General features: G+C 31.9%; 15 protein-coding genes and 1 pseudogene. 6 read left to right on the forward strand and 10 right to left on the reverse strand.

From position 1 onward, the window contains the following. Positions 1–22: 22 nt before the first annotated feature. Positions 23–1,492, reverse strand: a complete 1,470-nt coding sequence (locus ACUN3A_RS09035) for a DUF5687 family protein (protein ID WP_445550962.1) — start codon at positions 1,490–1,492, stop codon at positions 23–25. A 135-nt stretch (positions 1,493–1,627) separates the two neighbouring features. Here ACUN3A_RS09035 and ACUN3A_RS09040 point away from each other — a divergent pair, with 135 nt between their 5' ends. Continuing rightward, complete coding sequence (locus tag ACUN3A_RS09040; protein ID WP_445550963.1) at positions 1,628–2,680, forward strand: 2Fe-2S iron-sulfur cluster-binding protein; 1,053 nt, start codon at positions 1,628–1,630, stop codon at positions 2,678–2,680. 287 nt (positions 2,681–2,967) lie between these two features. Continuing rightward, on the forward strand, positions 2,968–3,303 hold the full coding sequence (locus ACUN3A_RS09045; protein ID WP_445550964.1) for a hypothetical protein: 336 nt from the start codon (positions 2,968–2,970) through the stop codon (positions 3,301–3,303). A gap of 144 nt (positions 3,304–3,447) precedes the next feature. Here the strand turns inward: ACUN3A_RS09045 and ACUN3A_RS09050 are convergent, their stop codons facing one another. Beyond that, positions 3,448–4,458, reverse strand: a complete 1,011-nt coding sequence (locus tag ACUN3A_RS09050; RefSeq protein WP_445550965.1) for a glycosyltransferase family 9 protein — start codon at positions 4,456–4,458, stop codon at positions 3,448–3,450. 211 nt (positions 4,459–4,669) lie between these two features. Beyond that, entirely contained in the window at positions 4,670–5,275 is a 606-nt protein-coding gene (locus ACUN3A_RS09055; protein WP_445550966.1) for a DUF4254 domain-containing protein, read from the reverse strand. An 89-nt stretch (positions 5,276–5,364) separates the two neighbouring features. On the opposite strand from ACUN3A_RS09055, the gene upp reads away from it, so the two are divergent. Next, positions 5,365–6,018: a uracil phosphoribosyltransferase gene (gene upp / locus ACUN3A_RS09060; protein WP_445550967.1), complete on the forward strand. Its 654-nt coding sequence runs from the start codon at positions 5,365–5,367 to the stop codon at positions 6,016–6,018. Here the strand turns inward: upp and ACUN3A_RS09065 are convergent. Further along, a complete protein-coding gene (locus tag ACUN3A_RS09065; protein ID WP_445550968.1) occupies positions 6,013–6,942 on the reverse strand; it encodes a DUF6427 family protein in 930 nt (309 codons plus the stop codon). The genes upp and ACUN3A_RS09065 overlap by 6 nt on opposite strands. Positions 6,943–7,085: 143 nt before the next feature. Here ACUN3A_RS09065 and ACUN3A_RS09070 point away from each other — a divergent pair, with 143 nt between their 5' ends. Then, positions 7,086–7,322, forward strand: coding sequence for a DUF6341 family protein (locus tag ACUN3A_RS09070; RefSeq protein ID WP_445552829.1), 237 nt, complete (start codon positions 7,086–7,088; stop codon positions 7,320–7,322). A 71-nt stretch (positions 7,323–7,393) separates the two neighbouring features. Here ACUN3A_RS09070 and purD read toward each other — a convergent pair whose 3' ends face one another. After that, on the reverse strand, positions 7,394–8,668 hold the full coding sequence (gene purD / locus ACUN3A_RS09075) for a phosphoribosylamine--glycine ligase (RefSeq protein ID WP_445550969.1): 1,275 nt from the start codon (positions 8,666–8,668) through the stop codon (positions 7,394–7,396). Positions 8,669–8,803: 135 nt separating this feature from the next. Here purD and ACUN3A_RS09080 point away from each other — a divergent pair, with 135 nt between their 5' ends. Continuing rightward, positions 8,804–10,114 carry a phenylacetate--CoA ligase family protein gene (locus ACUN3A_RS09080; RefSeq protein WP_445550970.1) on the forward strand — a complete coding sequence of 437 codons (1,311 nt, stop codon included), beginning with the start codon at positions 8,804–8,806 and terminating at the stop codon, positions 10,112–10,114. 150 nt (positions 10,115–10,264) lie between these two features. Then, a pseudogene (locus ACUN3A_RS09085) lies at positions 10,265–10,678 on the forward strand (ORF6N domain-containing protein); the annotation flags it as partial. A 7-nt stretch (positions 10,679–10,685) separates the two neighbouring features. On the opposite strand, the gene ACUN3A_RS09090 reads toward ACUN3A_RS09085, so the two are convergent. The 5 genes from ACUN3A_RS09090 to ACUN3A_RS09110 form a co-directional block, all read right to left on the reverse strand. After that, positions 10,686–11,474: a glycosyltransferase family 2 protein gene (locus ACUN3A_RS09090; protein ID WP_445550971.1), complete on the reverse strand. Its 789-nt coding sequence runs from the start codon at positions 11,472–11,474 to the stop codon at positions 10,686–10,688. Next, positions 11,458–12,810, reverse strand: coding sequence for an exopolysaccharide biosynthesis polyprenyl glycosylphosphotransferase (locus ACUN3A_RS09095; RefSeq protein ID WP_445550972.1), 1,353 nt, complete (start codon positions 12,808–12,810; stop codon positions 11,458–11,460). The genes ACUN3A_RS09090 and ACUN3A_RS09095 overlap by 17 nt, the downstream gene beginning before the upstream one ends. After that, a complete protein-coding gene (locus ACUN3A_RS09100; protein ID WP_445550973.1) occupies positions 12,810–13,793 on the reverse strand; it encodes a UDP-glucuronic acid decarboxylase family protein in 984 nt (327 codons plus the stop codon). Before ACUN3A_RS09100 ends, ACUN3A_RS09095 begins: the two co-directional genes overlap by 1 nt. A 496-nt stretch (positions 13,794–14,289) precedes the next feature. Next, positions 14,290–15,969 carry a DUF6909 family protein gene (locus tag ACUN3A_RS09105; protein ID WP_445550974.1) on the reverse strand — a complete coding sequence of 560 codons (1,680 nt, stop codon included), beginning with the start codon at positions 15,967–15,969 and terminating at the stop codon, positions 14,290–14,292. A gap of 175 nt (positions 15,970–16,144) precedes the next feature. Beyond that, entirely contained in the window at positions 16,145–17,632 is a 1,488-nt protein-coding gene (locus ACUN3A_RS09110; RefSeq protein ID WP_445550975.1) for a GH3 auxin-responsive promoter family protein, read from the reverse strand. Positions 17,633–17,758: the final 126 nt, after the last annotated feature.

Consider the following 17,758-nt stretch of genomic DNA (forward strand, 5'->3'; position numbering starts at 1 on the left):
TAGACGTTGCAATGCAACTTCTCTAGGCCTTTTGTTTGTAGGCTTCAATGGTTTTGTATTTCTCCTTTTTATAAACTTTTTCAATCATTGAAAAGACTACATTTCTAAACATAAATCCTAATAATCCAGCCAAAGCGACTAAAACCAATCCTAGTTTTGGATTCATTAAATAAGATCCCAACCAATATAAAATTAATGGCAAAACCAATTTAGGCAGAGAAAGTAACATCGTATTGACATTAAAAGATTTTTTGTCACCAAACGCTGCTTTTGACATTGATAAATCAATTGGCGTTTTAATAAAAGCACCGCCTAACAATACTAAATATGAATTCACACCAATATTATAAATAGCTCCAACAACAATAGTAAGATAGATTTGCCATCCAAAATACAAATAAGGGCAAGCTAAAATGGTCGAAATAACTGTAGCAATAACCATTAGCCACCATTTTGAATTTATATAACCCCGATATGGAATGTTCTGTGTCATCATTAATTGATAATACGAACTATCCCAACTCGGTACAAACTGGCCAAAAGTGAATAAAAATCCTCCTGACACAAAAATTCCCGCAAAAATATGCATTATGGGTTTGTCATAAGCTTCAACCCCTCCTGAGAAAAACAGTAAACCATAAAACAAAAACATTACACTCATACCAACTGTAGCTCTGGAACGCTTATTTCTTTTGATTAATTTAATGTCATTCTTCAAGAACGTACCTAATGTTCCAAATTGGTTTAGCCAAGTTAAGTTTTCGGTTTTAGCAATATCTTTCTTTGCTGACAATCCTGCATCTAGATATAAATCTCCTTTTAAATAATTAAATGCCCAAATATACAATCCCGCTAAAACTAAAACCGGTAGTATAAAAACCCATTTTGTGTGGAATAAAGCTTCGAAAAAAGGATACGTATAATTAGTAATATCCAAAAGCTTATAATATTGGCAGCCAGCCAAAATCAATGTAATTGCTATAAAAATTCCCAGTAAATTATCTTTATTGTTTAATAAGATATTTAAAAAATTATTAGAATAGACCAATGAAAAGAGCGCTAATCCCCAAAGAATAACACTCACTGGATCATACCCTTCGTATAACAAAACACCACAAAAAGGGAGAAAAAAAAACGCATGTCCTATATTAAAAAAAGACAACCCAGTTTTTCCCAAAGAGAAATGTACAATTGTCGATCTCTTAAATGGTAATGTCAACAACGGTCTGATATTCATTACTGGAATTGCCTGAACCAAAAGCCTAATAATCAAGTCCATCAAAAAATAATAGACTAGAAACTTATTTACAGTTGCCAAAGGATCGAGTTTCATTTCCTTAAGTATATAAAACGTACCTATTCCGAATACTAAAAAAACTAATGCAAAATAAAGAACCAGAAAACCCATTAAAATTTTCATAGCTAAACTCGAAGCGAAAGAAGCTGATCTCGTAAAGGATTTCCATTCGAGATAAATAAATTTTGTAAACATGGTTTTTTATTTGGTTGTACAAATAAGTAGTTTGGAATAGGAAAATGTTACAATTTAAAAAAAGAAACTTAGTTGTAGTGTTTCAAATTCTTTCAATCCTAAATAGTTTTATTACTTTTGCAAAAAAACAATCTCATGCCAAATTTTCTTAAATTAATAGTAAAAGAAGTAAAACGCGAAACCAAAGATGCCGTTTCCATAGTTTTTAATGTACCCGAAGAATTAAAACCTAATTATACTTTTATAGCTGGTCAATACATTAATTTACGCTTGACATTAGATAATACCGAAATTCGTCGTGCTTATTCTATTTGTTCGGCTCCAGGAAGCGGAGAATTGCGAATTGCGGTGAAAGCCGTAAAAGATGGCGCTTTTTCTCAATTTGCTAATAGTAAATTAAAAGCGGGCGATGCTCTTGAAGTGGGAAAACCAGAAGGTAAATTTATTTTTGAACCTGAAAGTGACCGTCAAAAAAGTTATATTGCTTTTGCAGCAGGAAGTGGAATTACTCCTATTCTATCCATCATAAAATCGGTATTGAAAAGTGAACCAAAAAGTTCATTTACCCTTGTTTATGGAAACAAATCACCTGAAGAAACGATTTTTTATCAGGAATTACACGATTTGCAATTACAGTATGTAGGCCGTCTATTTATAGATTATGTGTACAGCAGAGTAAATGTTGAAAATGCATTGTTTGGACGAATTGATAAGGCTGCTGTAAATTATACCTTGAATACAAAACATGCAACTATGGATTTTGATAAATTCTATTTGTGTGGTCCAGAAGATATGATTAATACCGTTTCTGGTGTTTTGAAAGAAAAAAACGTAAAAGAATCGGCTATAAAATTTGAACTTTTCACTTCATCTTCTCAAGAACAAGCTATTAGCAAATCCTTAGAAGGTCATTCTAAAATCACAATTTTGGTTGATGATGAAGAAACTAGTTTTGAAATGTCACAAAAACAAAGCATTCTGGATGCGGCTCTTAAACAAGGTATTGATGCTCCTTATTCTTGTCAAGGAGGAATTTGTAGCAGCTGTCTAGCTCGCGTTACCGAAGGTGCTGCTGAGATGAGAAAAAATTCTATTCTTACCGAAAGTGAAATTGCTGAAGGTTTAATTTTAACATGTCAAGCTCATCCAACAACAGCTACAATCCGTGTAGATTATGATGATGTTTAGAATAATTTAAATAGTTTTTAATGATAACTAAAGACTTCTCTAAAAAGGGAAGTCTTTTTCTTTTAAAAGTGATTCTTTTTTATTAAATTAGTAAAATAAATTAGAATAATTTTTACATCCATAATTTCGGACAGGCATATGTGATAAATCTCTAATTTACTCGATTGAAGTTGAAACATCTTTAATAAAAACTAGATACTATGACAATCCACAACTACCTCCACCTACATTTTTTTTCGCTTTTTATAATAACAGCATTTTTTTGCTTACTTATTATAATTAAAATAATGAAAAACCGAAAAGCACCTAAATTGCTTTCGGAAAAAAAGTACAACTCAACAATGATTGGAAAATTGGAAGAAATTACAATAAAAGAAGTTCCGTATTTTAATATTTGGCCGTATGTAAGTAGATTAAAGTCTACCAAAATCATTTCTAAAAAAATTAAAGATAACGAACTTGTACATAAAGTTTACCGTAATTCAACAGAGGAATTTGAGCACATTCTTTTATCTACTGAAAAAGAAAACAATTTTGTCGCAATTGTTGTAGACAGAAATAAAAAGAAAGTAATAGGCTATTATCTTCTTGATTTAAAAGGAGAATATAACTTAGTAGCTTAAATTAATTTGAGAAATTTTTAAAAACAAAGAATCCCTTTTGGACAAACCAAAAGGGACAACACTATTGTAATATTACGAAAAATTGCAGTATAAAATTCCAATCGTTTCAAATTGAAATTTAGAATTTAAATTTTTAACCTGTTCTTATGAAAGAATGGTCTGGATTTTTGAAACAATTTCCTCCACAGTAATCGTTCGCATCGCATCTACATACCCCTCCACTTTTTTATTTCCATACACCGAAGTCGGTAATTTTGGATACAAATTTCTATCCGAAACCAAGGCGTTTTCTAATGGTTGATTAAAAGGAGAAAATCCTGCATACGGATGTGTGGCACCCCAAAGCGTGATCACTTTTACTCCCAACATTGCTGCAATGTGTGCATTTCCAGAATCCATAGAAAGCATTACATCGAGATTACTAATGAGTTGCAATTCTTGTTGAAACTTGATTTTTCCAGCAACGACAATCACATTTTCTTTGTCTTTTGAAAGTGAATTTAAAAGTTCAATTTCTTTTTTTCCTCCGCCAAAAAGCAGGATTTTTTGAGCTTTAGTTGAAGCTAATTGATTGATAACCTCCTGCATTAAATCCAAAGGATATACTTTGGAATCGTATTGAGCAAAAGGTGCAATCCCAATTAGTTTTTGCTGTGAATTGCCTATTACATTTAAAATATCAGAATCTAAAATAGCTTTTGGGGGAAATATTGGATTAGCTAAATCTACAGGAAATCCGAGTTCTTGAAACACTTTGGCGTGTCTTTCAAACATCGTGGTTAGTGGTTTGAAAATTTTATTTTCGGCACGGGTTAATTCTTTTTTACCTTCACGGCCTTTATTAACTGTGGCTCTTTTTTTGCCGCTTAAAGCGAAAAGCAAACTCACTACTTTTGATCGTAACACGTTGTGCAAATCGGCAAAAGTATCGATATCTAGCGCTTTCAGGTCTTGGTACAATCTTAACAGTCCTTTAAAACCCTTGTGACGGTTTTTTTCGTCGAAAGCAAAAAAGGAGAGATTAGGGATACCTTCAAAAAAAGGTTTAAAAAAAGGTCTGGAAACCACCGTGATTTTTACTTCCGGATACTGTTTTACCAAAGCGCGTAAAACAGGAACCGTCATGGCGACATCTCCCATTGCGGAAAGTCTCATGACAGCTATATGTTTAATTTTTGACAATTTTAAACGTTTAATTTATTGGTATTTCGGAATGCCCTAGCCCAGATTGAAATGAAAATCCCGGAGCAAAAAAGTAAAGTTTCTTGTTCTAAAAAAGCGACCAGCGGAAGCTCTTTTTAGAACAATAGAAACTATACTTTTTTTGTGAGGAATTGTAATGGAAAGCTGGAAATAGCTCCAAAAACTATTTTTTATTTTGATACAAAACTGGATTCAATTCATCATCATTGTACATTTTCATTTGTTTGTACACTTTCATGAATTTATCTCCATTTTCTATGTCTGTTAGCAAATCTTCTATCGCTGTAGACAAATCAGATCTTTGTTCCAAAAGGATATTCAATTTTTCTTGACATTTATCTCTATGATCTTGTGAAGCTTCTGCACGAGTTGCTTCTTCGTTCATGTGATAGATTTTCAAAGCTAAAATAGACAATCTGTCGAATGCCCAAGCTGGACTTTCAGAATTGATTTTGGCTCCGTTTTTTACCACAACGTGACTGTATTTTTGAAGAAAATAACTGTCGATATATTCTACCATATCTGTACGTTCTTGGTTTGAAGCATCGATTTTTCTTTTTAAAGTCAAAGCGGCAACTGGGTCGATATTTGGATCACGAATAATGTCTTCATAATGCCATTGTACAGTGTCTATCCAGTTTTTTAGATATAATAAATGTTCGAATTTATCTTTTGGAAAAGGATTGTTTATAGGTTGGTCTACATTATCAAATTCATGATAATCTTTTATACTTTGTTCAAATACTGAATAAGCTAATTGTGAAAACATATTTTAATGATTTTAGAAATACAAAGATACTTTTTATACTTTTATAGTGTAAAAAAAACTCCACAAATTCAGTTCCTAATAATCGATCCATGAAAATTCATAATTTATCAGAAAAAAATAGTGTTTTAAATCATTTTTTGAGTCAAATCAGAGATGTAACTATTCAAAAAGACAGTATGCGTTTTCGTAGAAATATTGAACGTATTGGCGAGATTATGGCCTATGAATTGAGTCAGTCTTTGCATTATAAAACAGTAGAAATTTCGACTCCTCTTGGCATTAAAAAGACAACTGAAATCGCAGATCAATTAGTATTATGCTCCATTTTAAGAGCAGGATTGAACTTGCATCAGGGATTTTTAAATTACTTTGATAATGCCGAAAATGGATTTATTTCGGCCTATAGACATCACCCTAATAATGATGCTTTCTTTGACATTCGAGTAGAATACGAAGCTATTGCTGATATTAATGACAAAAATCTATTGTTAGTTGACCCAATGCTAGCCACAGGACAATCTATAGTGGCTGTTTTTAATAAACTAATGGAAAGAGGAACTCCAAAAGAAATTCATATCGCAGTAATTATTGCTGCTCCAGAAGGTATTGCTTATCTGGAACAAAATTTACCCGATACCTGCCATCTTTGGATTGCTTCTATAGACGAAAAACTTAATGATAAAAGTTATATTGTTCCTGGACTGGGAGATGCTGGTGATCTTTCGTATGGTACTAAATTATAACTGAGAGAAGAAAGTAAAAAAACTACACGCCAAAAGCACAAATATTACAATTTCCTCTTTCAGTTTCGGCTGCGATATTTCTATATGAGCTGTCGTCATTATCGCCAATGGTGCAAAAGTAAATACTAAGACCTCATTACTTTTATTGGCCGATAAAACGAAAACTAAAATTCCGATAAAGAATGAAGCAATGACTTTTTTATAGGAAGATAGCAATACCAAAGGTCTATTTGATAAGGTAGAAAACATTGATATTATAAAAAATAATGCCACGGTTATGTAAATTGCAAAAGCGGCGTTTTGATAATTGTTTGTAAAATAATCGACACTTAAATCTATTTGGCTACTCTTTTGTAAAAATGCGATACTATTAATATCAAAAATTAAAGAGCAGGCAACAAACAAAATTGATACCGCAAAAAGAGCTATAAATGGTATAACCCAATTTCTATAATCTCTGGAAACATGAAATATAACCGATATGAAAACCAATAGGATATATAAAATACTCCAAAACTGAAATAAAGCTGCCATAAAAATCCATAATGAAGCATCAAAAAGTTTCTCTTTGGATTCTTTAAGCGTTTGCAAAGAAACCAACCTTCTCATGGCTAAAAGCACAAAAAAGTTAGCTAAAATCAAATTAGGATTATTGAATAAATCTGGAAAAAAAATCAGGTATAAAAAAGTAAAAAAAGCCGTGTAAGTACTATCCCTACTCAATCCGTTCTTTTTAGAAATAAAACTATTTAGAAAAACCGTTGCAAATAAAATCAGAAATAAACCAACTTTTTGAAGAATAAGAATAACAGAATTAGTCCAAGTAACTTCTTGGATTTGATATAGAAAAAAGAAAACCAGCATTAAAATAACAACCAAAGAAAAATTAAATGGTGTAGATTTTTTAAAAACACTTGTTATCATAAGGATATTTTATACTTTTGTGACTGTAAATATAATACTTGTTTAAAAAGGAATGGAGTAAGATTAAAAAAGATTCTTCCGAATTTTATTTAATGTTCAAAATTCCAAAAAAGAAAATAATAAAAATAAAAAGATACGTTATGATGACATCATTTTTTGAAGGAATACAATACTTATTTGTAAATATCTTATTCGCTCCGCTAGACTTTTTACGTTCATTAGAACTTAAAACTTGGTTTGGTGCTAATACTATCAACTGGATCTTTATGATTATTTGTACAGTTGCTATGGTTTATTGGATTAAACAATTGAAATTACATAAAGAAAACGGAGAAGAGTATCAAGATACTACTGCTCATTCTTTCTTGGGAGACGAATAAATCTCCAATCCTAATAAAACCAAAACACGAATTGAACTTATTTATTTTGTTCAATTCGTGTTTTTTTTGTTTTAGATTAAATCAAATCCAATATCTTTTCTGAAATTCATTTTGTCAAAATGTATCTGATCTACATTTTTGTATGATTTATTTAACGCTTCCTGAAAGTTGTCTCCGTAAGAAGTAATAGCCATTACTCTTCCTCCGTTGCTTACAACATTGCCGTTATCTAATTTGGTTCCAGCATGAAAAACGATAGAATCTGTAACAGACTCTAGTCCTGAAATCACTTTCCCCTTTTCAAAATCTTCAGGATATCCGCCAGACACGATCATAACTGTCGTTGCGCTTCTTTCATCCACTTCTAGATTAAATTCGTCTAGTTTTTCATTGGCCACAGCCAAAAATAATTCCACTAAGTCAGATTTTAATCTTGGAACAACTACTTCAGTTTCTGGATCACCCATTCTCACATTATACTCAATAACAATTGGCTCATTATTTACATTGATAAGTCCAATAAACACAAACCCTTTATAGGCAATTCCATCCTTTTGAAAACCTTCAATCGTTGGTTTCACAATACGAGTTTCAATTTTTTCCATCAAAACTGCATCAACATAAGGAACTGGAGAAACCGCTCCCATTCCGCCTGTGTTCAAACCTGTATCTCCTTCGCCAATGCGTTTGTAATCTTTGGCCGTTGGCAAAATTTTGTAGCTTTTACCGTCAGTCAATACAAAACAGCTTAATTCAATTCCGTCAAGGAATTCTTCAATAACTACTTTAGAACTTGCTGCACCAAATTTTTGACCAACCAACATGTTTCTTAATTCTGATTGAGCTTCTGCCAAATCTTGTATAATCAAAACGCCTTTTCCTGCTGCCAAACCATCTGCTTTCAATACATACGGAGGCTGCAAAGTTTCAAGAAATTTACATCCATTTTCAACCGTTTCGGCAGTAAAACTATCATAAGCCGCTGTTGGAATTTTGTGTTTTATCAAAAATTCTTTGGCAAATTCTTTACTTCCTTCTAATGTCGCTCCCAATTTTGAAGGTCCAATTACTGGAATCTCTTTTAAATCCTCATCGTTCAGGAAAAAGTCATAAATCCCCTTTACCAAAGGATCTTCTGGTCCAACAACTACCATTTCTATATTTTCTTTAATAACCAATGCTTTTATAGCTTCAAAATCAGTAGCACTGATGTCAATGTTTTTTGCAATTTGAGCAGTACCTGCATTTCCTGGTGCTACAAAAAGAGTGTCACAAAGCGGACTTTGAATCATTTTCCACGCAAAAGCATGTTCTCTTCCTCCAGATCCTAATAGTAAAATATTCATGGTGTTGTTTTATAAAAGTTGTGGTGCAAAAATAATTCGTTTTGAACGTAAAAAATAATTATATCCCAAAAAGTTAACGTTTAATCCTCAATAGTGGTAGCTAAATATTATTTTTGGAGAAATTTATCCCTGCCAATGTTCAAAATATTTGATTTAACGCTAAAATTAAGTGGTTTTCCAATGAAGGAAGCTAAGGCCGAATTGCAAAAAATTATTGCTATCCCAGAGGAAAACTTTAGTGATTTTATCGAACAGAGGAAAACAGAAATTGTCAATTTTCATTTAAATAATAATCCTTTTTACAAGGAATTGGCACAAACAAATTCTTTTGAAAACTGGTCAGATTTACCAATTTTAAATAAAACAAATTTACAAAAACCATTATCAGAAAGGCTTTCTTTGGGTTACAGCGAAAAATCTGTTTATCTCAATAAAACATCAGGTTCCAGCGGACATCCTTTTGTATTTGCTAAAGATAAATTTTGCCACGCTTTGACTTGGGCATCCAATATATATCGTTTCGGCTGGTATAGAATTGATTTTAATTCTTCTTACCAAGCTCGGTTTTATGGAATTCCGCTAGATTATATTGGAAATAAAAAGGAACGGTTTAAAGATTTTTTGAGTCATCGATATCGGTTTTCGATATTCAATTTATCAGACGAAGTTCTGGAAAGTTTTTTGAAAGACTTTAAAACCAAGAAATTCGATTATATCAACGGCTATACCTCATCAATAGTTTTGTTTGCCAAATTTTTGCAGAAGAAAAACATTCTTTTAAGAGAAATCTGTCCAACATTAAAAGTGTGCATGGTCACCTCCGAAATGCTTTTTGAACAAGACAAACAGCTGTTAGAAAAACAGTTTGGCATTCCGATAGTCAATGAGTATGGAGCCTCTGAATTGGATTTAATTGCTTTTCAAAATCCAGACGGCCAATGGCAAGTCAATTCTGAAACCTTATTTGTAGAGATTTTGGACGAAAATAATAATGCAGTTCCAAACGGAACTTCAGGGCGAATTGTGATTACTTCTCTTTTCAACAAAGCACATCCATTTATTCGATATGATATCGGAGACATTGGAATTTTGGACGAAAAAAGCACTTTGAAAAAACCTATTCTCAAAAAACTAATAGGAAGAACCAATGATGTGGCTGTTCTACCAAGTGGTAAAAAATCACCCGGATTAACGTTTTACTATGTAACCAAAAGCATCATCGAAGACGATGGAAACGTAAAAGAATTTATCATTAAACAAACAAAAATAGACCACTTTGAAGTAGAATATGTTAGTGATTCCGAATTGAATAAAGAACAAATAGAAAAAATAAATCAAGCTGTCGCTTTGTATTTAGAACCAAATTTACACTTTACTTTTAATCGAAAAAAAGCCTTGGAAAGAACCAATCGCGGAAAATTGAAGCAATTTACTTCTCTTTTATAATGTAAATAAAATCGTATATTATTTTTTTTAATTGAAAAAATTATGAGCGACAATTCCTTGATTTCAGAAGAAACAATTTCTAACAAAATATACTTTATCCGCAATCAAAAAGTCATGCTTGATCGTGATCTGGCATAACTATATGGTGTCGAAAGCAAAAGATTAAACGAACAAGTAAAAAGAAATAAATCCAGATTTCCTTTGGATTTTATGTTTCAACTTACTGAAACTGAATTTCACAACTTGAAGTCGCAATTTGCGACATCAAGTTGGGGAGGAACAAGAAAATTACCTTTTGCGTTCACCGAACACGGCGTTTTAATGTTATCAAGTGTTCTAAAAAGCGATAAAGCTATTCAAACGAATATCCAAATCATGCGTATTTTTACAAAAGTGAGACAAATGCTTTTGGACACAACAGAAATTAAAATCGATATTCTTCAGATTCAGAAAAAATTAGAAAACCATGATAAAAATATCGAATTGGTTTTTTCCTATCTGGATGAATTAACGGAGAAAAAAGAAAGTGAAAAGCCTAGAACAAAAATTGGCTACAAAAAATAATGCAAAACTAAACCTTCTTTATATAACGAGGTTTTATAAGCAATTGGGTAAATAAAAATCCAATCATAATAAACATAGAACTAACATAATTATAACCGTGAAAACTTCTATAAACGGCAAAATTATGTTTCAATAAATCAACTTTTGAAGCCGATAGCGAATTATTTCGAATACGATAAAAAGCCAAACTTTCGGGAACGGGTTTTGCTTTTCTGATTTTTTTTAAAATAGTCAGCCAAACCATCCAATCCTGTCGTTTTCGAGTAGATGAAATCGCTATTTTACCAAAATAATTGGTTTCATAAATCCCCGTAAGATTCCCAACATAATTGCAAAAGAACAATTGACGATACGAAAGATTTCTTGGTGCTTCTACCCTTTTATTTAATGAATTCCCAACCTCATCAATACAATCATAAAATGAGAATGTAAAAGGTGCTTTATTTTCTTTTAAAAATTGAAGCTGTTTTTCAAGTTTTCGTGGCTTCCAGAGGTCATCTGCATCTAAGAAAGAAATATAGTCTCCTTTAGCTTTTGATAAAGCCATCTCTCTGGCAACTCCTGCACCTGAATTCATTTTTAGTTGGAAAAAACGAATTCTGTTATCTTTTATAACAAACTGTTCAATAATAGATGCTGTTTCATCTGTCGAACAATCATCAACAATAATCATTTCCCAATTTTGATGGGTTTGATTTTGTACCGATTGAATAGTTTCGGCGATAAATTTCTCAGAATTAAAGGACGGAGTTATTATAGAGACTAAAGCCGTTTCCTTATCAGTAGGCTTTTTCATCTCCTTTTACAGTATTATAAACAGTATTAAAAACAATTTTAAAATCCAATAATAATGACCATTTTTCGATATAAAAAATATCATATCTTACTCTATTTATAATATCATTCTCTGTCTCTACTTCTCCACGAAATCCTTTGGTCTGAGCCAAACCAGTTATTCCTGGTTTAATAACATGACGAACCATAAATTTATCAATTCGCTCGGCATACATATTGGTATGACTTACCATGTGAGGTCTTGGACCCACTACTGACATGTCTCCCCATAAAACATTAAAAAATTGAGGTAACTCATCAATACTCGTTTTTCTAATAAATTTACCAACTCTTGTAATTCTAGTATCGTTTTTAGAAACTTGTTCAATGTCTGCCAATTCATTGATTTTCATCGATCTGAATTTAAAACAATCGAATTCTGCATTATTTAAACCATTTCTTTTTTGCACAAAAAACAATGGCCCTTTAGAGTCTAATCTTATAATAATTGCTAAGATGGGCATTAACCAAGACAAAACAACTATTATAATTAGTAATGAAAAAACAATATCAAAAATCCGTTTAATTACTTTATGCAAAGAATCATCCAGAGAAATCGTTCGTTGTGAAATTATAGGAATATAATCATAATATTCGAAAACCGTATTTAAAGAAAGTAATTGTTTTTGATCTGGAATGAACTTAAGCGTTTTAAAATTATTATCTGCAAAGAAAATAAAATCTTCTACTTGTTTGCTAGATAAGTCATCCATAGCGCAGTAGATTTCGTCTATATTACTCTCCAAAATAAAAGTACAAACTGTCCTGAAAGAATCCATCATTTGGTTATCTAAATCAAATACTTTAATCAATCTGTAACCATAATCTGGATTTTCTTCAAAAAAACATTTCAACGGATTTACACTATTGTCTTTTCCTATAAGTACTACCTTTCTTGAATTTCCTCCATATAGTATCCTGAATTTCCTCAGTAAGAAATAGATAAATAATTTAAAACCAAGTATTAATACTATTGATACTGTTACAAATAATAAAATAGATGTCAAACTATATCTTTCGGGATAAAAATAAGCAAGGGCAAAACAGCAAATAGCAAAAACAACAGTTTGCTTTAAACTACAGTTTAAAATGGCAATCACTTTCGTATACCGATAGACTTCATAAAATCCTAAATTAGCTGCAATTATAAACCAAGCACAACTAATAAAAAAAGCGTAAAAATCGTGAAAAATAGGAATACCCGAAAAATACGTCGTAGAAAAAATGATAATAATCAAATCTAATAAACGTGAAAAAGGCCTTATATACCCCGAGTATCTTCCTGTTTTTGTTTTCACTATTTGATATAATTAGAGAAATCCTTATGTTCTTCTTTGGATAATTCATCCTTAGATAAGGATTTAAAATAATCGTAAGTAATTTTCATTCCTTCAGAACGACTTACTTTAGCTTCCCAGCCTAATAATTCTTTAGCTTTGGTTGTATCAGGTTGGCGTTGCAAAGGATCGTTTATTGGTAATGGATGATAAACTACTTTTTGAGAAGTCCCTGTTAATTTAATAATCTCTTCAGCAAAATCCTTGATAGTAATTTCATCTGGATTCCCAATATTTACAGGAAACACATAATCCGAATGCAATAATCTAAAAATTCCTTCAACCTGATCGTCAACATAGCAAAAAGAACGAGTTTGCATCCCATCTCCAAAAATTGTTAAATCTTCTCCACGAATTGCTTGTCCAATAAAAGCAGGAATAACACGTCCATCATTAAGTCGCATTCTTGGTCCATAGGTGTTAAAAATTCGAACGATTCTAGTTTCTACACCATGAAAAGTATGGTAAGCCATTGTAATTGATTCTTGAAAACGCTTGGCTTCGTCATAAACACCTCGCGGTCCAATCGTATTTACGTTTCCGTAATATTCCTCTGTTTGAGGGTGAACCAAAGGATCTCCATATACCTCTGATGTGGAAGCAATAAGAATTCTTGCTTTTTTTACTCTCGCTAAACCCAAAAGATTATGTGTTCCAAGTGAGCCAACTTTTAAAGTCTGAATTGGGATTTTGAGATAATCAATTGGACTTGCTGGTGAAGCAAAATGAAGAATATAATCTAAATTTCCTGGTATATGAACAAACTTGGTGATGTCATGGTGATAAAATTCAAAATGCTCTAATTTGAACAAATGTTCTATGTTTTTTAAATCACCCGTAATAAGGTTATCCATTCCTATTACGTGATAGCCTTCTTTGATAAAACGGTCACATAAATGAGAGCCCAAAAATCCAGCTGCTCCAGTGATAAGTATTCTTTTCATATGTAGATATATATTCTTTTATTGAGATATTTAGAACTTATGCAGCTTCAATTGAATCAGCTACCAATTATGTTCATACTACATTTCAAATATAAATAAATTTGCTTTATAGGCTATATTTAATTTTTTTATAGTAACCGCAAATGTACTAAAATATTTTTCCTTTCAATTTTCTAACTAATAATTAAAAAGAAAATATTTATTCTTAAAACACAACCTTTAAGCAAACAATAACTACTTAAAAATCAATGTTTTTTATTTATAATTAATTAAAAATGAAAAGTCCGACTGTGATAAACAGACACAATTTTGCCACAGACTTACAGATTAAAAAATGATTTTAAACTCTGTGAATCTGTGGTAAAATATTTTTAGAAGCCAAAACGAAATGCTATGAAAATATCTACTTTTAAACTGTATTTAAGACCAATAAATCTCCAGTTTTACTAAAAATCATTAATAGTCAATTCCTGGATTCTAATGAATTATTATCTATTTATTTTATATTAAAAATTTGTTCCAAAATCTTAATAGTAATCAAATAAGTAGGCTTTACACCAGTTGTTCCTAATCCGCCAGAAGCTAAAGTACTTCCCGTTTCCAGTGGATTATCCGAAGCATAATAAGCATATCTGACTTTGATATCATGTGGCACACTTTTTCTGATTTTTGAAGCTGCTTGAATCGCTTTTTGATAATAAGAACCTTCCATTTCAAGACCAATTACTGCCCAAGTCGATTCATGAAAGAACTTTAATAAGTCCTTATTTTGCAACGATGTTCCAAGAACAGTAACCATTGGTCCTGCATAAACTGCAATGTCATTACCCTGAAACATTTGAGGAGTCAATTCATTTTCGAAGAAATAATTATCAGCCGTTCCTTCATTGATATGTGCGTTTGGAATCATAATATCTCCTTTTCCTCCTTCTAAAATTCCTGCTTTTCCCATAATAGAAACCGATTCTACCTGAAGTAAAATTTCTTTTTTATAAGGTCTTAGCAATTCATCGATGGTTTCATAGGCTTGCTCTCCAAAAGCATAATCCATGACAATAATCACAGGTTTTTTCTCTGTTAAATTTGCATTTGGAAAAGCAGTTTTTGACCAATCTATTTTGGCTGTATCAAAAATTTGCACATCTATATTCGTTCCCGAAGTATCTGGCAAAGAAATCATCCCTTGTTTTAATGCTAGTGATTCTACTTGACTTCGAACTTCATTGGCTCCTGATTTACTCAATTCTTCATAAATAAAGAAATCAGATTTGTCTTTGAATTTTGTTTTTAAAAGAGGGGTCGCAAAAATAGAATTCATCACAGAGTGCATATTGGCACTAATCACATGAATAGGTCTTTCCAATAATTCATTGACTTTTAGCACTTCTTTAATATTGTTTGCCCAAATTTCACCATGAATGTGATGTCCCAAACGTTCTCTCAAAACAGGACTGAATGTAATAGTCCTTTTATGATTATCAATTTCTTCTGCAATAGCCAATTTTCCCAACCAATAAATCACATGTAAAAACCGATCTGGAGCTGTAGCAGTTCCAAAATCATCGTAGATATCTAAAACTTCCTCAAACGTTCTTCCCAATATATTAGCCGCATGAGAAATCGCTTTTTCCTTTTCTACCAAAGTCAACTTTTTAGTTTGAGAAACTGCTATTTCTAGTTTGATCCAATCACGCGAAACTTCTCCTATTTCGTCTTGTACAACTCTATTTTTAATTTTATGTGATTCGATAAAAATAAAAGTCAAATGCGTCAAGATATCATAAATATCCGATCGCCCTCTTGTGATTTCTACATTCATTTGTTCCTCATCGATGCGGTAACAATTACGGCGTCTCTTAGGCGGAACAATGGCTTGAAAATGAGATTTAGAATACCCTTCATCCGATGTTAAATTAATAAAACGACATTCTTCTATTCCTATCGGAAGACGTTCTATAACATACAAAAGACCATTTAATTCTACTTTTTCTTCTCCAATATTTCCATAAATTTCGGGTCTTAAAGCCAATAAAGCTTCTCTCAAAGTATCTCCTGAAACTCCCATTGGTTTATAAAATCCTCTATTAAAAAGATGACGCATCGTAATGTACATTTTTTCAATGGCTGCAGATGATTCATGTGCTCTGGATCTGGATATGTTTTTTGTGTCTTTCATACTTATCTACTTTAATGTACTCAAATGTAAGGATTTTACTGTCTTCATTAGTATTATAGAATTGTAACTAATTCAATTCTGCTATGAAAATCATTCCTACTTAATTATTCACTTTTTAAAAATCTAAAAAACCTAATTTTTCTATTACAACAGAAAATTATAGGGAATCTTATTTCTATTTATGAGTTAATAAATTTACAATACTCCTATCATTCGATAATCTAGGAATTTTATTTTGACCTCCCAATTTTCCAATAGATTTCATGTAGTCCTGAAAACCGTTTTTAGCAACTTTCGTAATAACCAGCTTTTTCAAAACATTTCCCACAATCAAATCATCGTAGTAAATATTTTGTTTTCGCATTGCATTATCTAGCGCTTCCGCAAAAGAGTCAAAATCGACCGGTTCGTTTTCAAATTCAATAAACCATTCATGATAAGGTAAACCATCAATTGCTGCAATTTGTGGTGCAACAGTAAATTCATTGACGCTTATCTTTGTTCCCTCCATTGCTTCTCGCAATGCATGTTCAACTTCTTTTCCTATTACATGTTCTCCAAAAGCAGAAATATAATGTTTAATTCTACCCGATACTATAACACGATAGGGTTTTAAAGAGGTAAACTGAACGGTATCGCCAATATTGTAACCCCAAAGACCAGCATTGGTCGAAATAATCAAAACATAGTTTACGCCCAACTCCACTTCACCAATAGTATATCGTTTTGGATTTTCAGTGAAAAAGTCTTCACTTTTTATAAACTCATAAAAAATACCTGAATTCAACAACAGCAACATTCCTTTTTCTTTTTGGGAATCTTGGTAGGCAAAAAAACCTTCCGAGGCAGGGAATAATTCGATACTGTCTACTTTTCGACCAATAAGATTTTCGAATTTAGCTTTATAAGGCTCATAATTAACACCTCCATAAATAAACAAATTAAAATTTTTGAAAATCTCGCCAACGGGCTTTCCTGCTCTTTGCTGCAGTTTTTCAAAATACATCTGCACCCATGACGGAATTCCAGAAATCACGGTCATATCTTCGTTTATAGTTTCATCAACAACAGCATTTACTTTGGTTTCCCAATCCTCAATACAATTGGTTTCCCAAGAAGGCAATCGGTTTTTTTGCAAATATTTTGGAACAAAATGCGCTACAATTCCTGATAAACGCCCTAGTTTTATTCCGTATTTTTCTTCAAGAATAGGACTTCCCTGTAGGAAAATCATCTTTCCGTTTACAAAATTGGCATTTTGGGTTTCATATATGTAATGCAATATTGCATTTCGAGCCGCCTCAATATGATACGGCATCGATTCTTTTGTCAATGGAATATACTTAGCTCCTGATGTTGTTCCTGAAGTTTTTGCAAAATACAGAGGTTTCCCTTTCCAAAGTATATTTTCTTCGCCTTTTACGACTCTATCAACATACGGTTTTAAACCTTCATAATCCCGAATAGGTACTTGTTTTGAAAAATCCTCGTACGATTTTATTTGATCAAAATGATGATCCTTTCCAAATTGAGTTTGTTTTGAATCCTGTATTAAATTTAGGAAAACAGCCTTTTGGGTTTCTACTGGAAAGTTGGCCCACGCCTGTGTCTTTTTATATATTCTTTGTGCAAATATTTTTGCTGCAAGCGATTTTAGTGACATTCCTTTTGGGTTTTATTTTTTAGAAATATATAGATTTATAGCTGTTTATACTCGCAAATATAACAATTAATCACCTTTATTGATGAGTCAAATTTGAACAAATGAGCTAGACACTTTTATTAGAAA

The sequence above is a fragment of the Flavobacterium sp. WC2509 genome (assembly GCF_052683105.1).